This window comes from Verrucomicrobiia bacterium, from assembly GCA_035629175.1.
Lineage (GTDB): Bacteria > Verrucomicrobiota > Verrucomicrobiia > Limisphaerales > DASXHY01 > DASXHY01.
Genome location: DASPIL010000103.1, coordinates 155,902 through 180,327 on the forward strand (window position 1 = coordinate 155,902; position 24,426 = coordinate 180,327).

Here is a 24,426-nt window from a genome sequence, read left to right on the forward strand (position 1 = left end):
GCACTGCGTCGTTTTGTGAACAGGGTTGTCAGGGAATTGCCACGGGGGAAATGTGCCGCTCGGTCGAGCTGGCAGTCAGAGACGGAAAGGAAAACCTTTGAAAACTGGAAATCGTAATGCCTGGAGGCGGGCCGTTCGAGAGCTTCGAACGTCGCGCTTGTGTTCCTTGCTGGGAATCCTGCTTTGCGGCGCCCAGCTTCTCACGCTTTCGGCGAGCGGCGCATGCATTCTGCCTCCGTCCGGGCTGGTGAGCTGGTGGAGCGGCAATGGCAGCGCGAACGATGCGCAGGGCGCGAATTCCGGCACGCTTCAAGGACTGGCGTCGATTGTTCCAGGTTTTGCAGGGCAGGCTTTCAGCCTCAATGGATCGACCGATTACATCCATGTTCCTGACGCACCTGGCCTGCGGCCAAACCAGTTCACGATGGCTGCGTGGATCCGGGGCACCGGATTTTCAGCAGGTGGGTGGAATACAATCATCGCGCGCGGGAGCAGCGGATCTGGGGGCATTGGCTGTTGTTCCGAATCGTACGGATTGTTCATCTTCCAGGGAAAACCGCAGTTCACGTCATTCCACACAGGGGGAGCCAATGTGTTGAACGCAACGAACGTGGTTTCCACGAACGCCTGGCATTTTCTGGCGGCAACCTTCGACGGCAACATGAAGCGTCTGTATCTCAACGGGACGCTGGTTGCGAGCGTGGTGGAAACGAATGCGATCGTTCACGACACGAATGGGGTTCCGACAACGATCGGTGACGACTGGAACAACAACGCGGCGGGTGGCAACCGCTTCAATGGATTGCTCGACGAGGTGGACCTTTACAATCGAGCTTTGTCCGCTGCCGAAGTCCTGGGCCTTTACAACGCCGGCAGCTCCGGCAAATGCGGCGCGCCGATCGCGGGAGCGACGGTTCCTTACTTCACCGACTTCGAGAGCGCGATTGGAACTGAGTGGAGCGTGCGGGTTTCGAACACGGCGGAAACTCTTGGGTTTACGTCGTTCTCCGGCCGTTTCGTCAACCAGTCGCAAACGCTATCGCTTGCCAATCTCATTCCCGGGCAATCGTATACAGTGGGTTTCGATTTCTATGCGATCGACAGCTGGGACGGCAGTGGCAGCGACTTCCTGAATGTCAGCGTCGACGGCTCGCAGGTGTTTCATCACACGTTCGCCAATCACAATGCCAATCCGCCCAGCGGCACGCAGACTTTCCCGAGCCAGCCGGATGAGGGACGCGGTCACTTCGGCTTTTCGCCCAGCTACCTGGACGCGATTTATCGGAACATTGAAGTTACATTTGTGGCATCGAACGCCCTGGCGACCGTTTCGTTCAGCGGACAAAATCTTCAAAACCTCGATGACGAATCGTGGGGAATTGACAATGTCCGGGTGCGGCTGACCTCGGCAGTTTCGAGCCCGATCATTCATTCAACAACCCTTCCGCCGAACGGTTCAACCAATCGAATTGCCATCGACAGTTTCACGATCGCTGCAAGCCATCCCCTCAGTGCCAGCGCAACGAACGCGGCCAATTACTCGTTTCGAGGCGCGGGGCCGGATGGCGCGTTCAACAACGGGGACGATGTGTTGTATCAGCTGATTCCCTCGAATCCTGGTTTTGGGGGAAATCATTCCGTGAGCTTTTCAATCACCAACGCGCCGTTGCAGTCGGGGAACTACCGGTTCCAGACGCTGCCTGGACTGCTCGATACCAACGGAAATCCTGTTGCGGCGTTCACGCGCAACTTCACGTTGGAGAATCCAATTGTTGGGAGAATCGAGGATGCTGGAAACGACAGCATCATCACGGCGACACCACTCCCATTGAGTGAGACTCCGCCGGCAAGCGGGTTTGCCACGGCTTACGGCCTCGGAATTTTTGCGAGCACGACCGATGTTGATTACTGGCGTTTTGATGCTGAAGCAGGCGATGTGATCACTGTGCGGCTGGAGGCGGAGTCCTTGAGTGTCTATCCCGCAGTGCGTATCCGCAATGCGTCAGACCAGGACCTCGCGTCCGTGGGCGGCGATTACAATGGCGTTGCGCAAATTCAAAACTACACGATTGCAAGCCCGGGAACGTATTACGTGCGGGTGTGGAGCAGCAACGGACGTTCGCGCTACGGTCTGAGGCTGGATCGCGCGCGTGCGCTGCAGATGGAATCAGAGGGGAACGATGCCCAGGGAACAGCGAATCAGTTCGCATTGAACTTCGCGCCGGGACTTGCGCAAGCGCGCATGGTGGGATCGTTGCCGCCCGCCGACACGGCCGGGGATTTCTTCAGGATTGGCATGTTGAACCCCGGCAACACCATTAACCTGAACGTGGTGCTTCCGGCCGGGTCGAGCCTCGTTTCGGGCCAGTACGTCCTTGCAATTCAAACGGAGGGAAACAGCTCGGCGCTCGCAACCAGCACCAACGGCAACTTGAATTACGCAGTCACAGCCAGTGGCGTTCACTACGTGCGGATCCATGGGTTGAGCAACACATTGCGATCCCAATATCTGCTGAATCTTTCCGTCACTGACAGCACTGCGCCGGCCGTGACAGCCGCGACGCTCCCCGGCCAGGGGACCACCACGACAACCATTGTGGACCGCTTCGATCTAAGTTTCTCCGAAGACATGTTCGGCGGTGCGATCAGCAATGCAGGAAATTACGACCTGCGATCTGCAGGGCCCGACGCCAGTTTCGGCACGACCGACGATGTGTTGTATCGGGTTGCGACGACCGGGTATTCCAGCGGTTTAGTGGTTCCCTACACCATTCAAGACGGGCCGCTGCAGGCGGGGAGTTATCGCCTGACCGTGAGCACGAACGTCACCGATCGCGCTGGAAACCGCCTCGCCACAGCTTTCGTCCGCAACTTCACAGTGGCGAACGTGGCGGGCTTTGTGACCGAGAATCGCAGCAATGATGTCCATGGCTTTGCGACGTCACTGAGCTCTTCGCCAAGCACGAACGCGGCGGGAACGGTGAGTTGGATTGGCAATGTGGGTTCGGGAATCAACCCGCATGCCATTGCTGCGGGTCACTTCAATTCTGACACGAACCTGGACATGGTGACTGCGAATTACAGCAGCAGCACCATAACGATTTTTACGAACGACGGAACCGGAGCATTTCTCGCGGCGACGAACATTGCCGTGGGAAGCAATCCGATCGGGGTGGTTTCGGCTGATTTCAACAACGACGGAAGGGCAGACCTGGCGGTGGACAATTACGTTGGGAACTCGGTTTCAATCCTGTTGGGAAACGGGAACGCAACATTTTCGCTTGTCACAAACATCGGCGGTTTCAACAGGCCGTTTTCGCTCGCGACAGCGGATCTGGACGCGGATGGCGCGGCTGATCTGGTTGTGCCGAATTACAACAGCACGACAATCGTGGTGCTTCTCGGAAACGGCAACGGGACCTTCCAGGCGTTCACCAATTACACAACGGGGAGCAATCCAGAGACCGTCGCGATTGCCGATTTGAATCACGACAACCACCTGGATCTCGCTGTTGCGAATTATGGCAGCAGCACCACGACGATCCTCATCGGCAACGGGACTGGGGGCTTCCAGAGCGTCACGAACCTGCCTTCGGGCGTCAATCCACGAGGCGTGGCGCTGGGTGATGTCACCGGCGACGGGCATGTCGATGTGGTGACGGTCGGCGATGGCGACAACATGCTCAATGTGATGGCTGGAAATGGTAACGGAACGTTCCAGGCGCGGAAGTTCTATGCGGCCGGTTTCACATCTGTTTATCAGGTAGCTTTGGCTCATTTGAATGGCGACGGCAGGCTCGATGCGATCATTCCTGGATACGGCAACAACACGATCAATGTCCTGCTGAACAACGGCGCAGGCGGGTTCACGAATCTGCACTCGCATTCGACATCTGGAAATCCGATCGGTGTTGCCACAGGCGATGTGAATGGTGATGGGCGCATCGATCTCACTTTCTGTCATTACAGCGGCAATATCATTTCTACCTGGCTTGGGAATTCCACGCATCCTCTGCTGGAAGATCCCGCGGGAAGCGGCTTGAGAATAGGGGCAGGGCGGGGCACACGCTCGCATTCGGGTGACATCGATTTCTGGCATTTCGCGGGGCAGGCAGGCGATCTCGCAATGGTGGCGGTCGAAACCGATGGCAGCCCTGCTGCGAGCCAGATGTATTACCAAATACTGGACGAGGCTGGTTCCGCGCTGACTTCATTCTATCCCAATCACAACGGTTGGGGGCAGAGTGCCACCGTCACGTTGCCGCGGACAGGCACGTATCTGGTGCGTGTTGCGCCCAATTACGATTATCAGGGCGAATACAGGATTCGCGTCAGCGTTGCCCGTCCTCCGTTGCAGTTTGAGACGGAGCCGAATGATTCCCTTGCGACAGCGTCGGAAATCAACGCCATGTCGACCAACGGCCACCTGCGGGCGAACGTCGCCGGTTACGTGGGGGTTGGTGATTCGGGCGATGTGTTCCGCCTCGGAAATTTCGTTGCCGGCGCGGTGATCCGCCTTGGTGTGCGCGAGCCGTCATCCAGCGGATTCGGCGACGTCATTGCGATTTATAATTCGGCGGGAGTGTTGATGACCAATTCCCCGGCTGGCGCCACGAATCTTGTGTTCACCGTTCCCGCCGGCCAGGAGGGTGTTTATTATGGCTTCATCAACGCGGCACCGGGAGGCTTCAGCGGAAATGCCGATACCGTGCTGCGGTTTTCTGGGAGCAGTGACCACGTGGCGTTTGGAAATTGGTTCAGCAACCAGACGTTTACAATCAGCTTCTGGGCAAACCCTGCCGCGTCGCAGACGGCGAACGCGGACATTCTCGACAACAACCATCGGGCCAACGTCGGCTGGGTGATTCAACAGAACGGAAACAGCGCAAACCAGTATGGCTGGGGATCGGCCGATGGCGGATCGAGCGTGTTCTTCAACCTGAATCCGAACACGTGGCAACACGTGGCGATCACCCGCCTCACAAACAACGTCAGCTTCGTTTACATCAACGGTGTCCTGGTTGGATCGAACGTGGCGCCGGGCCAGATCAATTATGACGGCACGCAGTTTCTGCGGCTTGCACAATGGGGCGGTGGAGGCCGCGGCTGGAACGGAATGATTGATGAATTGCGGCTTTGGAATCGCGCGTTGACGCAGGGGGAGGTCATTGCCGGGATGAACACGGTGCTGACCGGCGCCGAGTCCGGGTTGATGGGCTACTGGCGATTCAACGAAGGATCGGGGACCAACGCCACGGATCTCGTAGCGGGGGGGCACACTGGGTTGCTGGTTAACAACCCGACATGGACTCGAGTGGCCGCCGCGTCAGCCCGGTCACCAGGCGTCCTCGCTCAATATCTCCTCGATATCGACATCACGAGCACGGCGCTGCCGTTGGTCACAGGAGTCACCCTGCCATCCCACAATTCCACCAACTCAGACATCTTCAGCAGCTTCACCGTGAGCTTCAGCCAGGAAATGGATCCGCGGTTCAACTGGCTGTCGCGAGACGTGCATCGGTATGGCGGACATTCGTATGTGTTGACGGATTCGGCTGGGTCGTGGCTCGCGATGGAATCTGCGGCTGTGGCACAGGGCGGGCACCTGGCTGCGATCAATGACGCAGCGGAGAACACCTTTTTGAACCAGACGTTTAGCGGAGCGGGCAACCTCTGGATTGGATTGAATCTTTATTTGGGCGGCGGATGGAGCTGGTCGAGTGGCGACCCATTCACCTATTCGAACTGGGCGGGCAGCGCACCGAATAACGGTGGCGGATACGAGTTCGGGGTTCGTTTCAATACGAGTGGTGTATGGGATGACATCGCGTTTTCAACCAGCATGCGGGGCATCGTTGAAGTATCGGCCGCTGCGGATACGGATAATGACAGTCTTGTTAACCTCCTTGATCCCTTCCCGAGCGATCCCTTCAACGGCTTTGACCTGAGGGCCGCGGGCGCGGACCAGGCCTTTGACACGACCGACGACATTATTTATCGCATTTATTCCGGCACCTATGCCGGTGGACTGGCGGCCACGTTCTCGATTGCCGACGGACCGCTGGCGCCCGGCAAATACCGTTTCACGGCAACGACTGCCATTCGCGATCAGTTTGGCAACACCCCCTCTGCGCCCTTCGTACGCTTCTTCACGATCGCGCCCTTGCAGGGATTCGTGCAGGAGAACCGCCGCACCAACGGGGTTTCAACGACATCGCTCAGCTTGAACGCCAGCAATCGGCTCGATGGGTCGTTCGGCATCAGCAGTTCGACATCGGTCGGCAGCAATCCGTATTTTGTCACGAAGGCTGATTTCAACAGCGATGGGAAACTCGATCTGATCACGGCAAACTGGTCGGCGTCGGGAGTCAGTGTATTGACCAACAACGGCAAAGCCGGATTCACACTGCTGACTAATATTCCAACAGGCAACAACGCGGCGAGTGTTGTCGCCGCCGATTTCAACAACGACGGCAAGGCCGATTTTGCTGTGGCGAATTATGGGGCGGGAACAGTGACGGTCCGCATGGGCGATGGACTGGGTGGATTTTTGCTGGCGACCAATCTCGGAGGTTTCAGCAATCCGTGGAATCTGACGGCCAATGATTTCAACCGGGACGGAATCCTCGACCTGGCTGTGCCGGGATACGGCAATGGGAACCTGACCATTGTATTCGGAACAGGCAGCGGGTTGTTTACCAATGCAATGACCTATGCGATCGGCAGCGGCCCGGAAACGGTTCGCGCTGGCGACCTGAACGGAGACACGAATCCCGACCTGGTTGTGGCGCGCTACAACGGCGCGAGCTTTGCCGTATTGCTGGGAGGATCCAATGGCGTCTTCACCGCGCTCACGAACGTTCCTGCCGTGTCCAATCCCCGATACGCCGGGCTTGCAGACGTGACGGGCGACGGTGACCTGGACGCCGTGCTGGTGAACAACGGCAATTTCCTCAGTGTCTATCCGGGGAATGGCGATGGCACATTCGGGACCCGCACCGATTACAACATCGGCAGCAGCGACACCTACCAGGTTGAGATGGCTGACATTAACAACGATTCAGCGCTGGACCTGTTGATTCCTGCGTATGGTGCCAACCGGCTGATGACGATGTTGAACAATGGGGACGGCACGTTTGGCAACGTGTTGAACTACGCGAACGTTGGTGGAAATCCGATCTCGCTCGTGACTGGCGATTTCAACAACGACGGGCTGCTGGACATTGTGACGTCGAGCTGGAGCAGTTACATCACGGTTCTGCTTGGACAGGATACCGAAGGCCTGCAACTCGACCCTGCGACGGGAGTGCGGATCGCCGCCGCGCGCGGCAATCTTGCGGACAGTTCAGACCTTGCGTACTGGACCTTCAGTGCGGACGCCCACGATCGGCTGTTCATCGCAGCAGAAAATCCGCGTGATCCGGCAAGTTCGCAAATCCTATATCGCATCTATCACCCCGACGGTACGCAGTGGACGTTTTTTTATACCGATGGAAACGGCCGGGGGCAGATCAGCCTCGTGGTTCCACATGCGGGCACCTACACCATTCGAGCGGAACAAAGCCAGGCTTACACGGGTGAATATCGCCTGCGTGTCTCGCTGGCCCGGCCGCCCATGCAGCTCGAGAGCGAGGCGAACGACACGATCGCGACGGCGAACGCGCTGACGTTTGATCTGAGCGCGGGACAGCGCGCGGCGAGTGTGCTTGGATATTTAAGTTCGGCCGATGGCAACGGCGACTTTTTTCAACTCGGAAACCTTGCGGCCGGGACCGAAATCCGATTGAACACCACGCGTCCCGCCAACAGCCGCCTGGCACCGGGAATAGAAATTTATGACAGCGCTGGGACGCTGCTGACGAACTTGTTTCCGGGACAGACGAATCTCAGCTACACGGTTGCTTCAGGAGCGGGCGGCGCGTATTTCAGCCGTGTGCTTCCGTCGTATCCTGCGCAAGTCAGCTTCCGAACGAATGCCCTCCTGTTCAATGGCGCCAACCAATATGTGAACCTCGGAAATTGGTCGCCTGGAAATCGATGGACGTTGCAGGCCTGGGTGATGCCCACATCGCTCGCCTCGGGCCGGCGCAGCATTGTTGGCGGTGCGGGGGGGTGCGCGGATTGGACGATCGTCATGCAGTCGGGACGTTTTGGCGTGAACGTGCGGGGTCCCGCGAATTGTGACATTGCGTATCTCGCTCCGACTTCGGCCGTTCCCAACACGTGGTACCATGTCGCGGGCACGACCGATGGCACAAATGCTTACCTGTATGTAAACGGAGTGCTCCAGGCAAGCGGGCCTGTGGACGTGAACTACAGCCCATATGCGGGTTCGACGCGAATCGGCGGCGAAGCGTGTTGCAATGGATATTTCCCAGGCATCATCCAGGAAGTCGCCATATGGAGCCTGACCCGCACGCAGGGTGAAATTGCGGCAACTATGAACAGCGGTTTCGTCGGAACGGAAACGGGGCTTGCGGGCTACTGGCCGCTGCAGACCGGTTCAGGCACGACGGCGTTCGACCTTAGCCCCAATGCACGCCATGGCAACTTCGTAAACACTCCTGCGTGGCACCGCGTTGGTCCACCTGGTTCCCTCCCCAACGGCATTTTGCAACAGTACGTCCTCAACATTGGCCTGCTGAACACCATTCCTCCACAGGTGGTTGCCGTCAGCCTTCCCCCTCAAGGCGGCGTTTCATCGGATCTCATTGATCGATTTACAGTCACATTTTCGCAGGACATGCTCGCATCAAGCGTGACGAACCCTGCGAATTACGAGTTGCGGTTCGCGGGCGGAGACGGTGCGTTCAGCACGGGCGACGATCAGATTCGCAATCTCGCAAACTCGCCTGTGTATGCTTCAGGCACAAACGCGAGCTTCCTCGTCCCGGATGGTCCGCTTCAGGCGGGGCTCTACCGATTCACCGTGCGGACAAATCTCACGGACCCTGCGGGGACTCCGATTGCGGCGGCTTACGTTCGCACCTTTGCCGTTACGAACGTGGCTGGGCTGGTGCTTGAAAATCGACTGAATGACACCTTCGGCGGTGGGACCTCGCTGAGCGCGAATTCGTCGAATGTCTTCGATGGATCGTTTGTGTTTGGGCCGACGACCGGCGTGGGATCCTGCATCGAGCGCATTGCGTCAGCGGACCTGAACGCCGACGGGAATCCCGATGTGGTGGCGGCCTTTTGGTGCACCCACTCGGTGGGGATTCTGATGGGCAACGGCGATGGCACCTTCACGGTGAAGACGAATTATCCCACAGGAAACAATGCGTGGTCGCTCGTGCTCGGTCATTTCAATGCCGACGCCCATCTCGACCTGGCGGTCGCAAATCATAATTCGCACAACGTTACTGTGTTCACGGGCAATGGTGACGGGACATTCCAGGTGCGCACCAACCATGCGACTGGAACGAACCCTTATCACATTGCTGCAGGAGATTTTAACGGCGACGGAAAAACAGATCTCGCAGTCCCGAACCTCAATAGCGATCACATCAGCATCCTCGTAGGGAACGGCGATGGAAGCTTCCAACCTGCGGTCAATTATCCCACTGGCGACGGACCCATGTATGTCGCGATTGGTGACGTCAGCGGGGACGGGAAGCCCGACCTTGCGGTCGCCAATTACAATGCGAACACCGTCAGCCTCTTGCTGGGCAACGGCGATGCGACGTTCGGGAATGCGTTTACCCTGGCGGCCGGAGTGAATCCGCGGACGCTGGTGTTATCGGCGCTCAACGCAGGGAACGCGCTGGACCTCGCGGTCTTCAACGGTGGAGACAACACCATCAGCGTGATGTTCGGGAACGGCGATGGATCGTTCCAGCCGCGGATCAATTACAGCGCGGGAACCTCGGACGGCTACGAGTTGATCGCAGCGGATCTGGATTTAGATGGAGACAAGGACCTCGTTGCAGGCGGTTACAACAACAACGTCGTGTCCGTCCTCATGAACAACGGCAATGGCTCATTTGGTTCGGCGATTGTTAACAATGTCCTCGCCCGCGCCGTCGGGCTTGCCGTGGACGACTTCAACAACGATGGGCGAATGGATATCGCGTTTGGCAGCGACAACGCAAATCACGTGGGCGTCCTTTTGGGCAACGATTCCGAGCTGGTCGTGACCGATCCTGCGACGGGTCTGCGGATCGCGGCGGGGCGCGGAAATCTTTCGACCGCTGCGGACGCTGACTATTGGAGCTTCAGCGGCCAGGCGGGGGACCTGATGAATATCGCCGCTGAGAATCCCGGCAATCTGCCCGCTTCAGGATTGCTTTACATCATCTACCGGCCTGGCGACGGGCCGACGCGCAATCAATACTGGACTTACTTTTACACCGATTACAACGGACGCGGTCAGATGAATCTCACGTTGCCAACGACTGGCACGTACCAGGTGCGCGTCGAACCTAATTACGAATACTTTGGGGAATACCGTTTTCGCGTCACGCTCGCGCGCCCGCCTGTTCAATTGGAAACGGAAGGTAACGATACGCTTGCCAACGCCAACTTCCCGGGCTTCGCGTTGAGCGCAGGCCATCAGACCGCGATGATGCTGGGATACATCGGGAACTACGAATCGGCCGGGGACTTTTTCCGCACGCCGACACTTTCCCCCGGCGCGAGCATCAACCTGAATCTTTCGCAACCTGCGAGCAGTGGATTATTGGGCGCCGTCTGGATTTACAATTCGGCCGGGGCGGTCGTTGCGCGCTCTGCGGCAACGCAGTCGAACCTGTCTTATACCGTGCCGAATGGCGGCAGCGGGCCGTATTACGCAGTGGTGTCTGATGTGGGCCCAGGCGCGCCATTCCGGTTCAGCGGCGTCGACGGTTACGCGCTGCGGATGAATGGGAGCACCGACTACATTGAAGTGACGAATGCTGTTGTTCCGGCCTCCGGCGATTTCACGGTCGAAGCGTGGGCGTACGCCGCAGGCTCAAGCAGCCATCGTGAAATCATTTCGCAAGGAACCGGCGGCAATGCGTTTTATCTCGGAACCGACGGCAACATTGTTCGTTCTGGCGACAACTGGCAGAACACAGGTGCGTCGTTCCCCTTTAATGGGTGGCATCATTTTGCGCTGGTGAAAAGTTCCACCAACACGTTGCTGTTCATCGACGGGGCGCAGGTCGCCGCCCGGGGCAGTGCGATCGTGAATCCGTCGGCGACGGGATTCCGTATCGGCCGGCAGTATGGACCGTACAGCGAATATTGGTGGGGCGGAATTGATGAAGTCCGCGTCTGGAACACGGCGCGTTCGAGCGCCGAGATCGTCAACAATCGCAGCAACCGGCTGACTGGCCTTGAGACCGGATTGGTTGGCTACTGGCGGCTCGACGAAGGAACAGGCAGCATGGCTGTTGATTCATCGCCATCCAACCGCGTCAGCCTGGTTCAGGGGAATCCCGTCTGGACCCCGTATGTCGCGGATGCCAGGTCCCCGGGCATTTTCTCGCAGTACCTCCTGAACATCGACCTTGCAGATTCAAGCCCGGCGGCGGTGGCTTCAGCAACCCTGCCTGGAGCGGGCGCTACGAACTTTGGCATTCTCGACGGGTTCTCTCTCACCTTCACGAAGGAAGTGGCTACAAACCTCAGCGTGCTGAATCGCGATGTGCGGCGGTTCAACGGGAAGGCATACGTTTTGACGGATGCGGCGATGGACTGGTATTCGGCGGAGACGCAGGCGCGGGCATTGGGAGGACATCTCGCGACAATCAATGATGCGGCCGAGAACGCGTTCTTGAACCAGGAGTTCAGCAGTGCGGGGAATATTTGGATTGGGCTTACCGACGAAGCACAAAAAGGTGTTTTTGTTTGGGCCAGCGGCGAAGCTTTTGGGTACACGAATTGGAACGCAGGCCAGCCGCAAAATTCCGCCAACAGGAATTACACGGCGATGATCCCGAGCGGAACCTGGCAGACATTTGCGGTCAACAACAACTATCGCGGCGTGATCGAGGTCTTTGGGATGGACAGCGACGGCGATGGCATTCCCGATGTGCTCGATGCGTATCCCAATGATCCTTACAACGTTTTTGACCTGCGCCTCGCAGGGCCGGACGGGGTGTTCGACACGGTGGATGACGACGTTTATGAATTGGATCAATCGCTCGCAGCGGACGGCAAAACGCTCACCTTCAGCATTCCGGAGGGTCCGCTGCAGCCGGGTTATTATCGTTTCATGGTCAGCACGGCGTTGCGCGATCAATTTGGAAATGCAATCGCCAGCCCCTTCGTTCGTTACTTCACGGTAGGCAGCGTGCCGGGCCTGGTCCTGGAAAGCCGCACGAACAATACGCCCGCTTCGGCCACTTCCCTGCTCATGAACGAGGATCCGCCCGGCGTGAGGATCGGAGGCGGACGCGGGGCTCTGTCCAGCAGCGCCGACATAGATTATTGGAGCTTCAGCGGTAATGCCGGGGACCTTCTGAACTTGGCGACGTTTGTTCCGGGATCGCCCGGTGCAAGCCAGTTGCGGTATCGGGTGATTCGGCCGGACGGTTCGCTCATGCTCGATTATTATCCTGCGTTCAATGGTGATGGACAGGCAGAGCGCGTCGTGCTTCCGACGAATGGCGTTTACATGGTTGCTGTTTCGCCGTCCTACAACTTCTTTGGCGAATACCGGTTCCGTGTCACCATCGCGACGCCGCCGTTGCAGATGGAAACGGAGGAGAACGGCGCACCGGGCACCGCCGATCCGCTGGTGCTTGCGCCTTCGGGCGGAGGAAACGCGGCGAGCATAGTGGGCAATGTTCGCACGACGCCCGACCTGGATTACTTCAGCCTGGGAACGGTTAGCAACGGCCACAGCATCCTGTTGACTGTGCGTCTGCCAGCGGGAAGCACGCTCGCTCCGATCGTGAGCGTTTACAGCGTGGACGGATTTTACCAGCCTGAAGCGCCGGGCGGACGCAGCGATGACGCCACGGCCAACGTGCCCATCGCGGCGACTGCAAGCTACATCGCCGTCATCCGCGCAGCGAACGGCACAGGGGGTTTGTTGGATCAATACGTCCTCGACGTCAACGTCGTGCCCACGGCAAACCTGAGTTATCCCAATTTGATCGTCTCCGCGGTGACTCCGCCAGCCGGGGCAAATATTCAAAGCGGGCAGACGGTGAGCTACTCGTACAGTGTGCAGAACATTGGAAACCTGGCCACAACAGCGGGCAATTGGGTGGATCGGGTGGTGTTGTCAACGGATCTCACGATGGGCAACGCCGATGACATTGCGCTCGGTTTCTTCCCGCACACCGGTGTTCTCGCACCTGGCAGCACGTACCTTGTCACCAATAGCATCGCGTTGCCGCAGGGGATTGCCGGTGATTTCTACGTGATTGTTCAGGCCGATGCGGGGAACGCGGTGAATGAGTATCTGTTTGAAGGCGACAACATCACGGGCTCCGCCACTTCCTTCCACGTCGCACTGCCGCCCTATCCTGATCTTGTCATCGAGGACCTGAATGTCACCGGCCCGGACGCAGGACAAAACTATGTGATCACCTGGAAGACCGCCAATCGCGGCACCGGCAGCGCGCCGGGTGGGTTCTTCGAACGGACGATTGTCAGGAATCAGACAACGGGCGACATGCTGGTAAATGCCGAGCCGATTGTGGCGGCGGCACTGGCGCCGAACAGTGTCCTGTCGCACACGCAAAATGTTGTCGCGACGATTGCCGGAACTTATCAGGTGCAGATCATTGTGGATTCCCAGAGCCACGTGTACGAGTTCAATGCCTCTGGAAACGCTGCCGCTGAAGCGAACAACACGGCTTTGGGAGGGTTCCAGATTGTTGCGCCTTACACCGTCAGCCTGTTTTCAAATCCAGCGGGCGCCGGGAATCTGAGCGGCGGCGGAACGTTTCCGTCGGGAACGACTGTGCTGGTCACCGCCACGCCGAACACAAGCGTTCTTCCATACCAGTTCGTGAACTGGACTGAAGGCGGCGCAGTGCAGAGTGGCAGCAGCAACTTCTTTTTCGTGATCACGCGCGACCGGACACTCACCGCGAATTTCACTCTGCCCACTTATCAGATCAGTTCTTCGAACAATCCTGCCGTGGCAGGCAGCGTCAGCGGCCAGGGCACATTCTTTTATGGAACCACGAACGTGCTGCGCGCGACGCCGGCTTTCGGCTACCAGTTCACCAACTGGACTGAGAATGGTGCGGTCGTGGGGACCTCGCCCCTGTTCATCAGCGTGGTTCGCAGTAATCGGCTGATTGTTGCGAATTACGCGGAAGCCAACACGTTCCACGTGGTGACGACGGCAACGTCCCCAACCAATCTCGTGCAGGTCACTGGAGCGGGAACTTACACCAACGGCCAGCTTGCCAGCTTCTCGGCTCCGCTTCGCGTGACCAACGCGCCAAACGTTTATACCTTCCTGAATTTCCGAACGAATGGCGTCATCGAGGGGACGAATGCCAGCTTCAGCCGGGTGTTCTCCACCCTCGATCCCACCAACCTCCACTACGTCGCGCATTATCAGGGCATCAGCATTCTGCCTTTGATCACCAACGTGACGCTGAATTTTCCCACGGTGGTTCCCGCCACGAACAACTTCATGGTTCGGGTGCGATTCGATCGCACGATGAACACGAATTTTGTTCCGTTGATTGCGATTACGAACATCGATGGCGGAAACAATCCTTTGGTCCCCGCAGGCGGAACGTGGAGTTCCACCGTCGTGTCGAACGACACGTTCGCCCCGGCGCCGATCACCATCGTCAGCGGCATGGATGGCACCAACCGCATCTGGGTGTCACAGGCACGCGACCTGAATGGCAATCCATTGGCGCTGACGAACATCGCAACGGTTGTGATTGCCGCGACGCCTCCGCTCATCAGCCAGGTGCAGTCCTCGCCCGCCACTGTGCAGGCGGCGATCACGTGGAGAACGGATCAACGCTCGACTTCACAGGTGGAATTTGGCGTTTCGGCCCTTTACGGGAACCTCACGCCGTTGAGCACCGGGCTCGTGACAAATCATTCCGTGACGCTGACGGGATTGCAGCCGCTGACACAGTATCACTTCCGCGTCCGATCGAAGAACACGTTTGGGGTTGAACGCGTGAGCGGCAACTTTACGTTCACCACGCTTGCGGACACGTCTGCGCCGAATACGACGTTCGTTTCGGGCCCGGCCGAAGGGGCGGTTGTGTGTGCCGTGCCGGTGGTGTTTGGATGGTCAGGCACGGACGACGTCACGCAGTTGGGCAGTTTGCAATATTCCTATTCGATCGATGGGGCGCCGTTCTCGGCATTCGCAGGCGCCAATGGCATCAGCTTCCCAAGTCTGCCGGACGGTCCGCACACGCTGCAGGTGCGGGCGCGTGACGCCGCAGGCAATGTGGATCTCACGCCTGCAGTGCGAAACTTCGCCGTCAACACATCGGGTCCGATTATTTCTGGCACAAGCGTGGCAGCGACGAATCCCGGCGTCGCCGTGGTCCGATGGAACACCGATGCGCAATCGAGTTCTCGCGTTGAGTTTGGCCTCAGTGCGGCTTATGGAAACCTGAGTGCATTGTCCGCGCCGCTCGTGACGAATCACGTCGTAACACTGGCGGGATTGATCCCCGGCACGAACTATCATTACCGCGTGCGCTCGATTGACCAGTGCGGACGCGAGACATTTTCCGCCAACGGCGTTTTGATCACCGCGCCCGCGCCTGACCTGCTGATCACGTCAGTTCAGGTGCCGGCGTCCGCTTGGACGGGCAGTGGGTTTGACGTTGCGTGGGCGATTACCAATCGCGGAGCCGGTCTGGCTTCAGGGCCGTGGACGGATCGCGTGTATCTCTGCAGTGCGTCGACACCCTGCACCAACCAGTTCCTTGGCGAATTCGCATTCAACGGCACGCTTGCTTCCGGGGCTGCGCTCACCCGCGTGCAAGCCGTCACCATCAATCGCCAGCAGGTCACCGAAGGAAACTATTTCCTGACGGTCGTAACCGATGCCGGCAACAGCGTTTACGAAGGGCTCCCGAACAGCGCGGCAGAAACGAACAATGCGACATCGTCGAGCGGCCCTGCCTACGTTCATATCACGCCGTTGCCCGACCTGATCGTCCAGTCAATCTCGGCACCGACCAATGAAGTCTTCTCGGGACAAACGGTGACGATCAGCTGGTCTGTTCACAATGCCGGGTCGAATTACACGGATGCAACATTGTGGCAGGACCACGTGTTGCTTTACAGCGACGCCGCGCGGACGCAGCTGGTCAGGGATTTTGGCCGCTTCCCGAACCAGAGTTATCTCGGGCCCGGCGAATCGTATCAGCAGACAGTCAATGTGACGTTGCCGATTGGAATTTCTGGAAACAATTATTTCGTCGTCACGACGGACGTGGCGAACACCGTTCTGGAAACGATCGAAACCAACAATGTTGCCGTGGCTGCTCCTGTTCCGGTGACCTACGTGGCTCCGGGCTTCCTGCATGTGCAATCGGTTACGGTTGCGCCAGGCCCGCCGACGACTCTTTGGGCGGGCGATCAGCTGACGGTCACCTACACGGTCAAGAACACGGGCTCGACGGCGATTTCCCCAGCGGTCTCAGGCCGCTGCTGGGATCACGGGCTGGGAATCAGTTCGGTGCCGAGCTGGTTCGGCGCGGAGTTCGCCTACTATCACGTAGGTGGCCAATGCGGGCCGGTCGCTCCGGGTGAAAGCTACACCGAAACGAAGGTCATCACGATTCCTCCGTATCTGAGCGGAACAAATTACATCAGCATCCAGCCCGATCCTCCGTTCTGGCAGCCGGAGGTGGGACGCGACACCGGGATTGCGACGATTGTCATCGCGGAGCCGCCGCCTTCGGATCTCGAAGTCACCGCGGTGAGCGGACCACCCGCCGCCGCTATTGGCCAGACGATTAACGCAAGCTGGACTGTCTCGAACAATGGCCTGGGCCTGGCTCGGGCGAGCACGTGGTACGATCAGGTCTATCTTTCGCCAACTCCTGCCTTTAACCAGGGAACGGCGATTCCCCTGCATTCGGTGTTTCATTCGAGCGGCCTGGATGTGGCGCAAAGCTACACGGGTAGCGCGCTGGTGTTCGTTCCAAATTCTATCGCGGCCGGGACTTACTATCTGGCGGTAAAGGCGGATCACGCCAATACGGTGTATGAAGGGCCATGGGAAACGAACAACATCAGTGTCGCCGCGGTGCCCATCGTGCTGTCGAACGCACCCGCCGCGATCCCGGCTGATTTGCAGGTGACAAACATTCAGATTCAAACCCCCGCCATCGCCGGTTTGGGCCGCAATGTTTCATGGACCGTAAGAAACCTTGGCGGCGTTGGGACGATTGCCAGCTCCTGGATCGACAGTGTTTATCTCTCACCTGATGGAACCCTGGAAAGCGCGACTCTGGTCGGCATGTTCACGCGCAATGGCGCGCTTCAGCCAGCGGGAAGCTACAACCAATCGGCGCTCGTCCATATTCCGTCGTGCTTGAGCGGCGACTTCTTCGTGCTTGTGCACACCGACTCGACGAACAGCGTCATTGAGGGTTCGGCGGGCGAGACGAACAACGTGCAGGCGTCGGTCAGCCCGGTTGCGGTTTTGCCCACAACGCTCGCCCGATTGAATGTCAGCGCGATGACCGTTCCTCCATCCGCGATCGCGGGGCAGCCGATGACAATGAGCTACTCCGTCATCAATGCTGGATCCCTGCCCGCGGGCGGCGCGTGGACGGATCTTGTCTATCTCTCGTCGTCTCCGCAGTTCAACCCGGATTCAGCCCTGTTGCTCGGCGCGGTGCTCAACACCAATGGACTGAGCGGCGGGACGGGCTATACCCGTTCACTCACGAACGTTGTGCCCGTTTGTGCCGGCGGACCGACCTATGTCTTCGTGGTCACTGACTGGCAGAACGCCGTGAATGGCATTTCGTGCGAAACCAACAGCGTGCTGCGATCCAGCCAGACCGTGGCAGTCACTTCGGTTGTTCATCCGAACCTGCAGGCGTTGACCTTGCAGGCGCCGACCAATGTGCTCAGCGGACAGCCGTTCGTCGTCACATGGAGCGCGACAAACTATGGTTCGGCGGCTGCGGCGGGGCCGTGGACGGACGCGATCTACCTGGCCCCCACAAACGATCCATCTGCGCTTATGCTGCTGGGCTTGCGAACCAACACGGCAGCTGTCGCCGCGGGCGGGGCGTATCTCACGAATCTGACAGTGACGGCGCCCCAATGCATGACAGGCGCTGTTCATCTTTATGTCGTGGTGGACTTCAGCAACCGTGTGAACAGAGCCGAGTGTGATCGCTTGAACTCTCTGGCCGTCTCGACCGAGATTCAGCTGTATCATCCAGACCTCCAATTCCTTGGCCTGACAAAGCCCGCCACCGTGACGGGCGGCGTGCCTTTTGGTGTCACCTGGACGGTGTTCAATGGTGGCAATGCACCCGCAAGCGGATCGTGGGTGGACGTCGTTTATTTCTCCACGAACGCTGCGTTCGGCAGCCAGGCAATCGCGTTGGCGACGAACGTTCGTTCAGCTCCGCTCGCTGCGGGGAATTCCTATAGCGATTCCGCGACTGTGATGCTGCCCGCCGATGCGGCGGGAGCATACACATTGTTCCTTCGCACAGACGCCTTCGGAACGGTCAATGAATGCAAGGGTGAGAATGACAACACGATTCCCAGCCTGTTGCAGGTATTCCCGAGCCTGTATTCGGACTTGAGCCTGGGCCGAGTGATCGCGCCCGCGGATGCCATTGCTGGCCAGCCTGTGACCGTGTCGTGGGGCGTTACCAATGTCGGAACCGCGCCGACGCCGCCGCACCTTTGGTACGACACAGTTTATCTCTCGAAGGATCAGGTTCTCGATCCCCATACAGATGTGCGGCTTGGTGCTTACCCGCGTCCGGGAGTGTTGGGGGTCGGAGAACATTACGTGCGCTCCCTGGCGATGAACCTTCCGCCGGGAATCGCGGGCCCATACTTCTTCATCGTGGTTGCAAACAGCAGTGGATTGAACGAATACGGCGCAGCCGCCAACAACGAGGGAGTCACGCCGCTGGCCACAATCGTCACCATGACGCCACCCGCGGATCTGGGGGTGAGCACGGTTGGCGTGTCGCCTTCATCAGGTTTGCCTGGGACCTCAGTGACAGTGAACTGGACGGTAGCCAACCTCTCGACCAATCCGGCAGTGGGCCAATGGACTGACGCTGTCTATCTCTCACCAACTCCGCAGTGGAGTCTGAATTCCACGCTGGTGGGCGTGAAGCTCCACAACGGCACCGTCAATCCGCAGGGAAATTATTCCGAGAGCCTGACGTTCGCGTTGCCTGCCCTGACGCCGGGCACGTACTACGCGTTCGTTCGAGCCGATACGCGCAACAACATCCGCGAGTTCAACCTGGGCAACAACCTGCTCGGGTCCGCTGGCGCCATCACGGTCGATGTCCCGCAATTGATCATAGGCGTGCCGGTTACCAACACCTTCGTCACGGGGACGGAGCATTATTACAAGGTGTTCGTCGATGCGGGCCAGGCGCTTGCAGTGACGATGACAAATGCTTCCGCAGCGAACGCGAACGAGGTGTACCTCCGTTATGGCGCGCTGCCGAGCCTTGGGAATTACGATTACGCTTACGAAAATCCGCTGTCGCCGAACCAGCGCGTTGTGGTCCCGGCAACACAGGCCGGCTGGTATTATGTGCTGACGCGCGGGGCGAGCGTTCCTGTGCCGCCCGAGCTGGCGGTCATCCAGGCTGAGTTGATTCCGTTCAGCATCAGCAGTGTTTCGCCGGACCGCATTGGAGACGCCGGCCAGGTAACCGTGACCGTTGACGGAGCGCGCTTCCAACCCGGCGCAACTGTTCGCCTTGTTGGCAGTGGCGGGACGATTCCAGCCAATGAAATGAGGTTTGTGGATGGATCACGCGTCAAAGCGCGGTTCCATTTCAATGGCGCCCCGCGCGGAACCTACAACGTCGTGCTTGAGAATCCCGACCTTGGAACCGTCACGGCGACCAATGGAATTACAATTGAGGCGAGCACGGGCATTTCGCTCCTGCTGAACACGGGTGGCAACAGCACGCCGCGCGCTGGGACGCGATGGGATGTCCCGGGCACCGTCGTTAATATCGGAAATATTGATGCGCCGTATGTCACTGTGATTGGAGCGTTCCAAGGCCAGACGAAGATGGGCTTCAACCGCGAGGCGGATACATTCCCGCGCCAATCGGACTACCCGGAGGCCGACTGGTTCAACGATTCGCCCACGGCAAAGTTCGTGGACAGCGCCACGCATGACTGCTTCTGGATCCGTGACCTTGAGGCCGGGGGACAGGAATCGTTCGTATGGCGCATTCCCAACGCGCCGTTCGGTCCATTCCAATACATGTTGCTGGCACGCGGCCGCACTGCCGATGAGATGGCCGCGTATCTCGCGACCTACGCTGAATTCCTGCGTGGAGCGACTGCCTTCATCGACCTGGCCGCGGTTCAACCGGAAGTTTCGTCGCTGGCCGATGACCCCGCAGCGTGGCAGGCGTTTTATCGCAGCAACCTCGTTGCGAGCGGCCTGGTCGACGGCGACGAAGCCGGGTGGTATGGATTGGCGAGCCGCGATTTCCTGGCCTTGAATGATCAGGCGAAGAGGAGCTGGTTCTCGGCGGCTTTGGCGGGCGGCATTACCAATCAGCTGGCCTGCAGTTTCACAGGCACCAATGGAGCGCCTTGCCTGCTGCTCGATCTCACCGCCGATATCGCGTACCTGTGGGTTTCCACATACACGATCATGGCGCAGGGCGGAGCAGGCACGATGAGTCTGGGCGGTTCCGGCGCGGTGTTCTTCGATCGAACCAACTTCATGGGCGGACAGACATTACCAATCCCGCCGGGCAGCTATACGCTGTCACAGCTGCAGACATTCGGATTCACGAACGACTGGGCTTCATCGGTGCAGTTCCCGGGCGGATGGAGTGTCATCATGTATTCGGGTGACAACTTCACAGGAACGAATTGGGTGCTGTTCTCGAACACGACGAACTTCTCGCAGTTGGTCCCGAGTGCGGATAATTCGGTGACGTCGGTGCAGATTGTGCCTTCGGGAGGCACTAGTGGGACTAGTGGGACTTCTGGGACATCTGGGACATCTGGGACTTCTGGGACGAGTGGAACGTCAGGGACCAGTGGCACCTCCGGAACCAGCGGAACTTCTGGCACGAGTGGAACCTCCGGAACCAGCGGCACTTCCGGTACCTCAGGGACATCGGGAACAAGCGGGACTTCCGGGACCAGTGGTACGTCTGGAACTTCGGGCACGAGCGGCACCTCGGGTACGTCCGGTACCTCTGGAACAAGTGGCACTTCGGGAACCTCCGGCACGAGCGGAACTTCCGGGACGTCCGGAACCAGCGGCACCTCGGGCACATCAGGAACCTCGGGAACCAGCGGAACTTCGGGAACTTCCGGCACAAGTGGCACCTCGGGCACCTCGGGCACTTCGGGGACTTCGGGGACTTCGGGGACGAGCGGGACCTCAGGGACATCTGGAACTTCCGGTACCAGTGGAACGAGTGGAACGTCAGGAACATCCGGAACCAGCGGAACCAGCGGAACCAGCGGAACGTCGGGTACAAGTGGCACCTCTGGGACCAGCGGAACTTCCGGTACGAGTGGCACGAGCGGGACCAGCGGATCCGACCCCGGCGGCCCTGGCGGCGGCAGCGGCGGTTCGGGTTGCGATCCCAATGACAAGGTTGGGCCCCTTTCACCCGGACAGCAGGCATTCGTGAACCGAACAGATCCGATGCCGTACACCATCTATTTCGAGAACCTGCCCGAGGCCTCGGCCCACGCTCGGCGCGTCACAGTGTCAGATCTCATCGATCCAAACCTGGATATTCGCACGTTCCGGCTCGGCCAGATTGTGTTCAACAACCGAACCGTCACAGTTCCTGCCAATCGCAGTTACTTCCAAACCCGCGTGCCCATGGAGGACCAGGGCACGGGAACGAATGTTGTTGTTGATATCAGTGCAGGCGTGGATCTCAACGAACGCCGCGTATTCTGGTCGTTCCTTGCAATCGACCTCAACACGGGTGAGCCCCCGCTGAGCGTCAATGAAGGCGTTTTGCCTCCCAACACGACCAACCAAATCGGCGAAGGTTATGTGATCTACACCATACGGCCCGCGGGCGATGTCCCATCGGGCACTGTGATTACAAACCAGGCGCGGATCGTGTTCGATGACAACGAGCACATCGATACCCGCGTGGTCGAGAATATCATCGATGCGATTCCGCCCGTGAGCAGCGTCCATCCGCTGCCCGCAACCACGCTTCTGACGAGCTTCGAGGTGACCTGGTCGGGATCGGATGAGACAAACGGCTCGGGCATTCGCGATTTCGATATTTATTTCACTGACGACGGTGGGGAATTGATCGCCTGGCAGAGCGGGACCACCAACGAGACAGGATTGTTCACAGGCGAACCGGGACACACGTACGCCTTTTACAGTCGCGTTCGTGACAACGCCGGGAACATGGAGGCGGCGAGCGCAACGGCGGATACCCAGATTGTGATCTCCGGCAACGCGGCACCAATCCTCGGCGCCATCGCCAACCAGATCGCCCAGGTAAACAGCGGCATCTGCTTCACCAATCCTATTACGGACACGCCAGGGAGCGTCTTCACAGCGTCGCTCCTGGATTCCCCGGCGGGCGCTTCGGTCAGCATTGCGAACGGCACCAACCTTGTCGTGTGCCTGTCTCCAACCCTCAGCCAGGCGGGCGGGACGAACCTGCTGCAAGTCGTCCTTAGCGACAACGGCCTGCCAAGTCTCAGTGTCACCCAGGCCTTCCTGGTGGCGATTCCTGATTATGCGCGCGTGGACCTCGGGTCGGCGACGGTCAGTCCGGGCCAGCAGGGTTGCGTGCCCGTGACGCTCGCTTCGAGCGCTGGCGCGACCAACATCCAGTTCCGCGTGATTGTCCCGGCTGGAACTGTCAGCGGCGTCAGTGTGAGTCCGGCCATTGCGGGCATCTGCAACGCCACCGTGCAAATGCTGTCTCCGACGGTGTTCACGGTCCGACTGCAGACATGTCCCGGACAGCCGCTCATTTCCACGCAACAAGTGGTTGCATCGCTCTGCATTACAGTGACCAACCAAAGCGGAAGCGTACCATTGAGCGTTGGACAGGTGAATGCGCTGAAGTTCAACGGCAGCGCATTCGCAGGAGCATCCGGAGTTTCGGGCTCGATCATTGTCGTGCCCACGAACCAACCGCCTGTCGTGCGGCTTGAAGCGCGCATGAGCAGCGGCGTACGCCGGTTGATTTTGCACGGCATCCCTGGCGACACCTACGCCATCGAATACACCACGAACATCAACTCGGCTGCCTGGACCCGCTTGCCAACGCAGGTGACGCTGACGACGAATACTTCCTTCACCGAAGTTGAAGGTGTGGTGCCCGCACCGTCAGTGGTCTTCTACCGGGCGGTCAAGGTGATCGCCTTCACTGACCCGCCGCGGCTGACATTGTCGGTTGACGGCATTGGAACCCGGCAATTGACCGTGTATGGCCGTCCCGGCTTTACCTATCTCATCCAGTACTCCACCGCTCTCGGCAGCCCGTGGCAAACGCTCACGCGCATCACTCTCGACGGTCCGGTGGCAACGATTCCGGCGCTTATGCCGATGGACAGCGAGGCCTTCTATCGCGTGATCTACGTGGAGCCGCCGCAGCTGCAGGTTTCGTTGAATTCGGATGGCTCACGAAGAATGGTGGTGCACGGCTCGCCGGGGTCCACCTATGTGGTTCAATACGCCACCTCGCTCGGGAGTCCGAACTGGCTGACCATCGGGACCGTTGGATTAACCAATGCAACCAGCGCGGAAATTCCTATGACAGAGGTGCCGGGCGGGATCGTCTTTTACAGGGTGGTGAAGTTTGAATTCACGTTTACGCCAGCCTGGCTGACGGCGTCCGTCAGCACGAATGGCGCGCGGGCCCTTGCATTGCATGGAACTCCGGGCGCGAGTTACGTGCTTGAATACTCCACGAACATGTTTGCGCAGGCGTGGACGCGGTTGCCAGGGCGGATCGCCATGACCGGATCGCCGATGGCCATTGAAGGACTTCCTGCCTCAGGTTCGTTCTTCTGCCGCGCAGTTCAGTTCTTTGCTGACCCGCCAGAAATGCAGGTGGCTTACAATCCTGACGGCTCGCACCAGCTGGTCCTGTTCGGACAGCCTAACTGCACGTATGTCATCCGGTATTCGACTTCCCTTGGTGCCACTTGGAATGAGATGCACCGGGTTTCGTTCCTCAGTAATACCTGCGCCGCGTTCCGTTTTGATCCTCCGCCTGGCGGCATGGTGTTCTACAGGGTGGACAAATTGTAGCGTTGCGGAAGGCGTTCAGGCGGGTCGGGGTC

1 protein-coding gene is annotated in these 24,426 nt (G+C 59.0%); it reads left to right on the forward strand.

Annotated features, from left to right (window positions below; genetic code table 11):
- Positions 1-97: 97 nt before the first annotated feature.
- Complete coding sequence (locus VEH04_19110; protein HYG24883.1) at positions 98-24,394, forward strand: FG-GAP-like repeat-containing protein; 24,297 nt, start codon at positions 98-100, stop codon at positions 24,392-24,394.
- Positions 24,395-24,426: the final 32 nt, after the last annotated feature.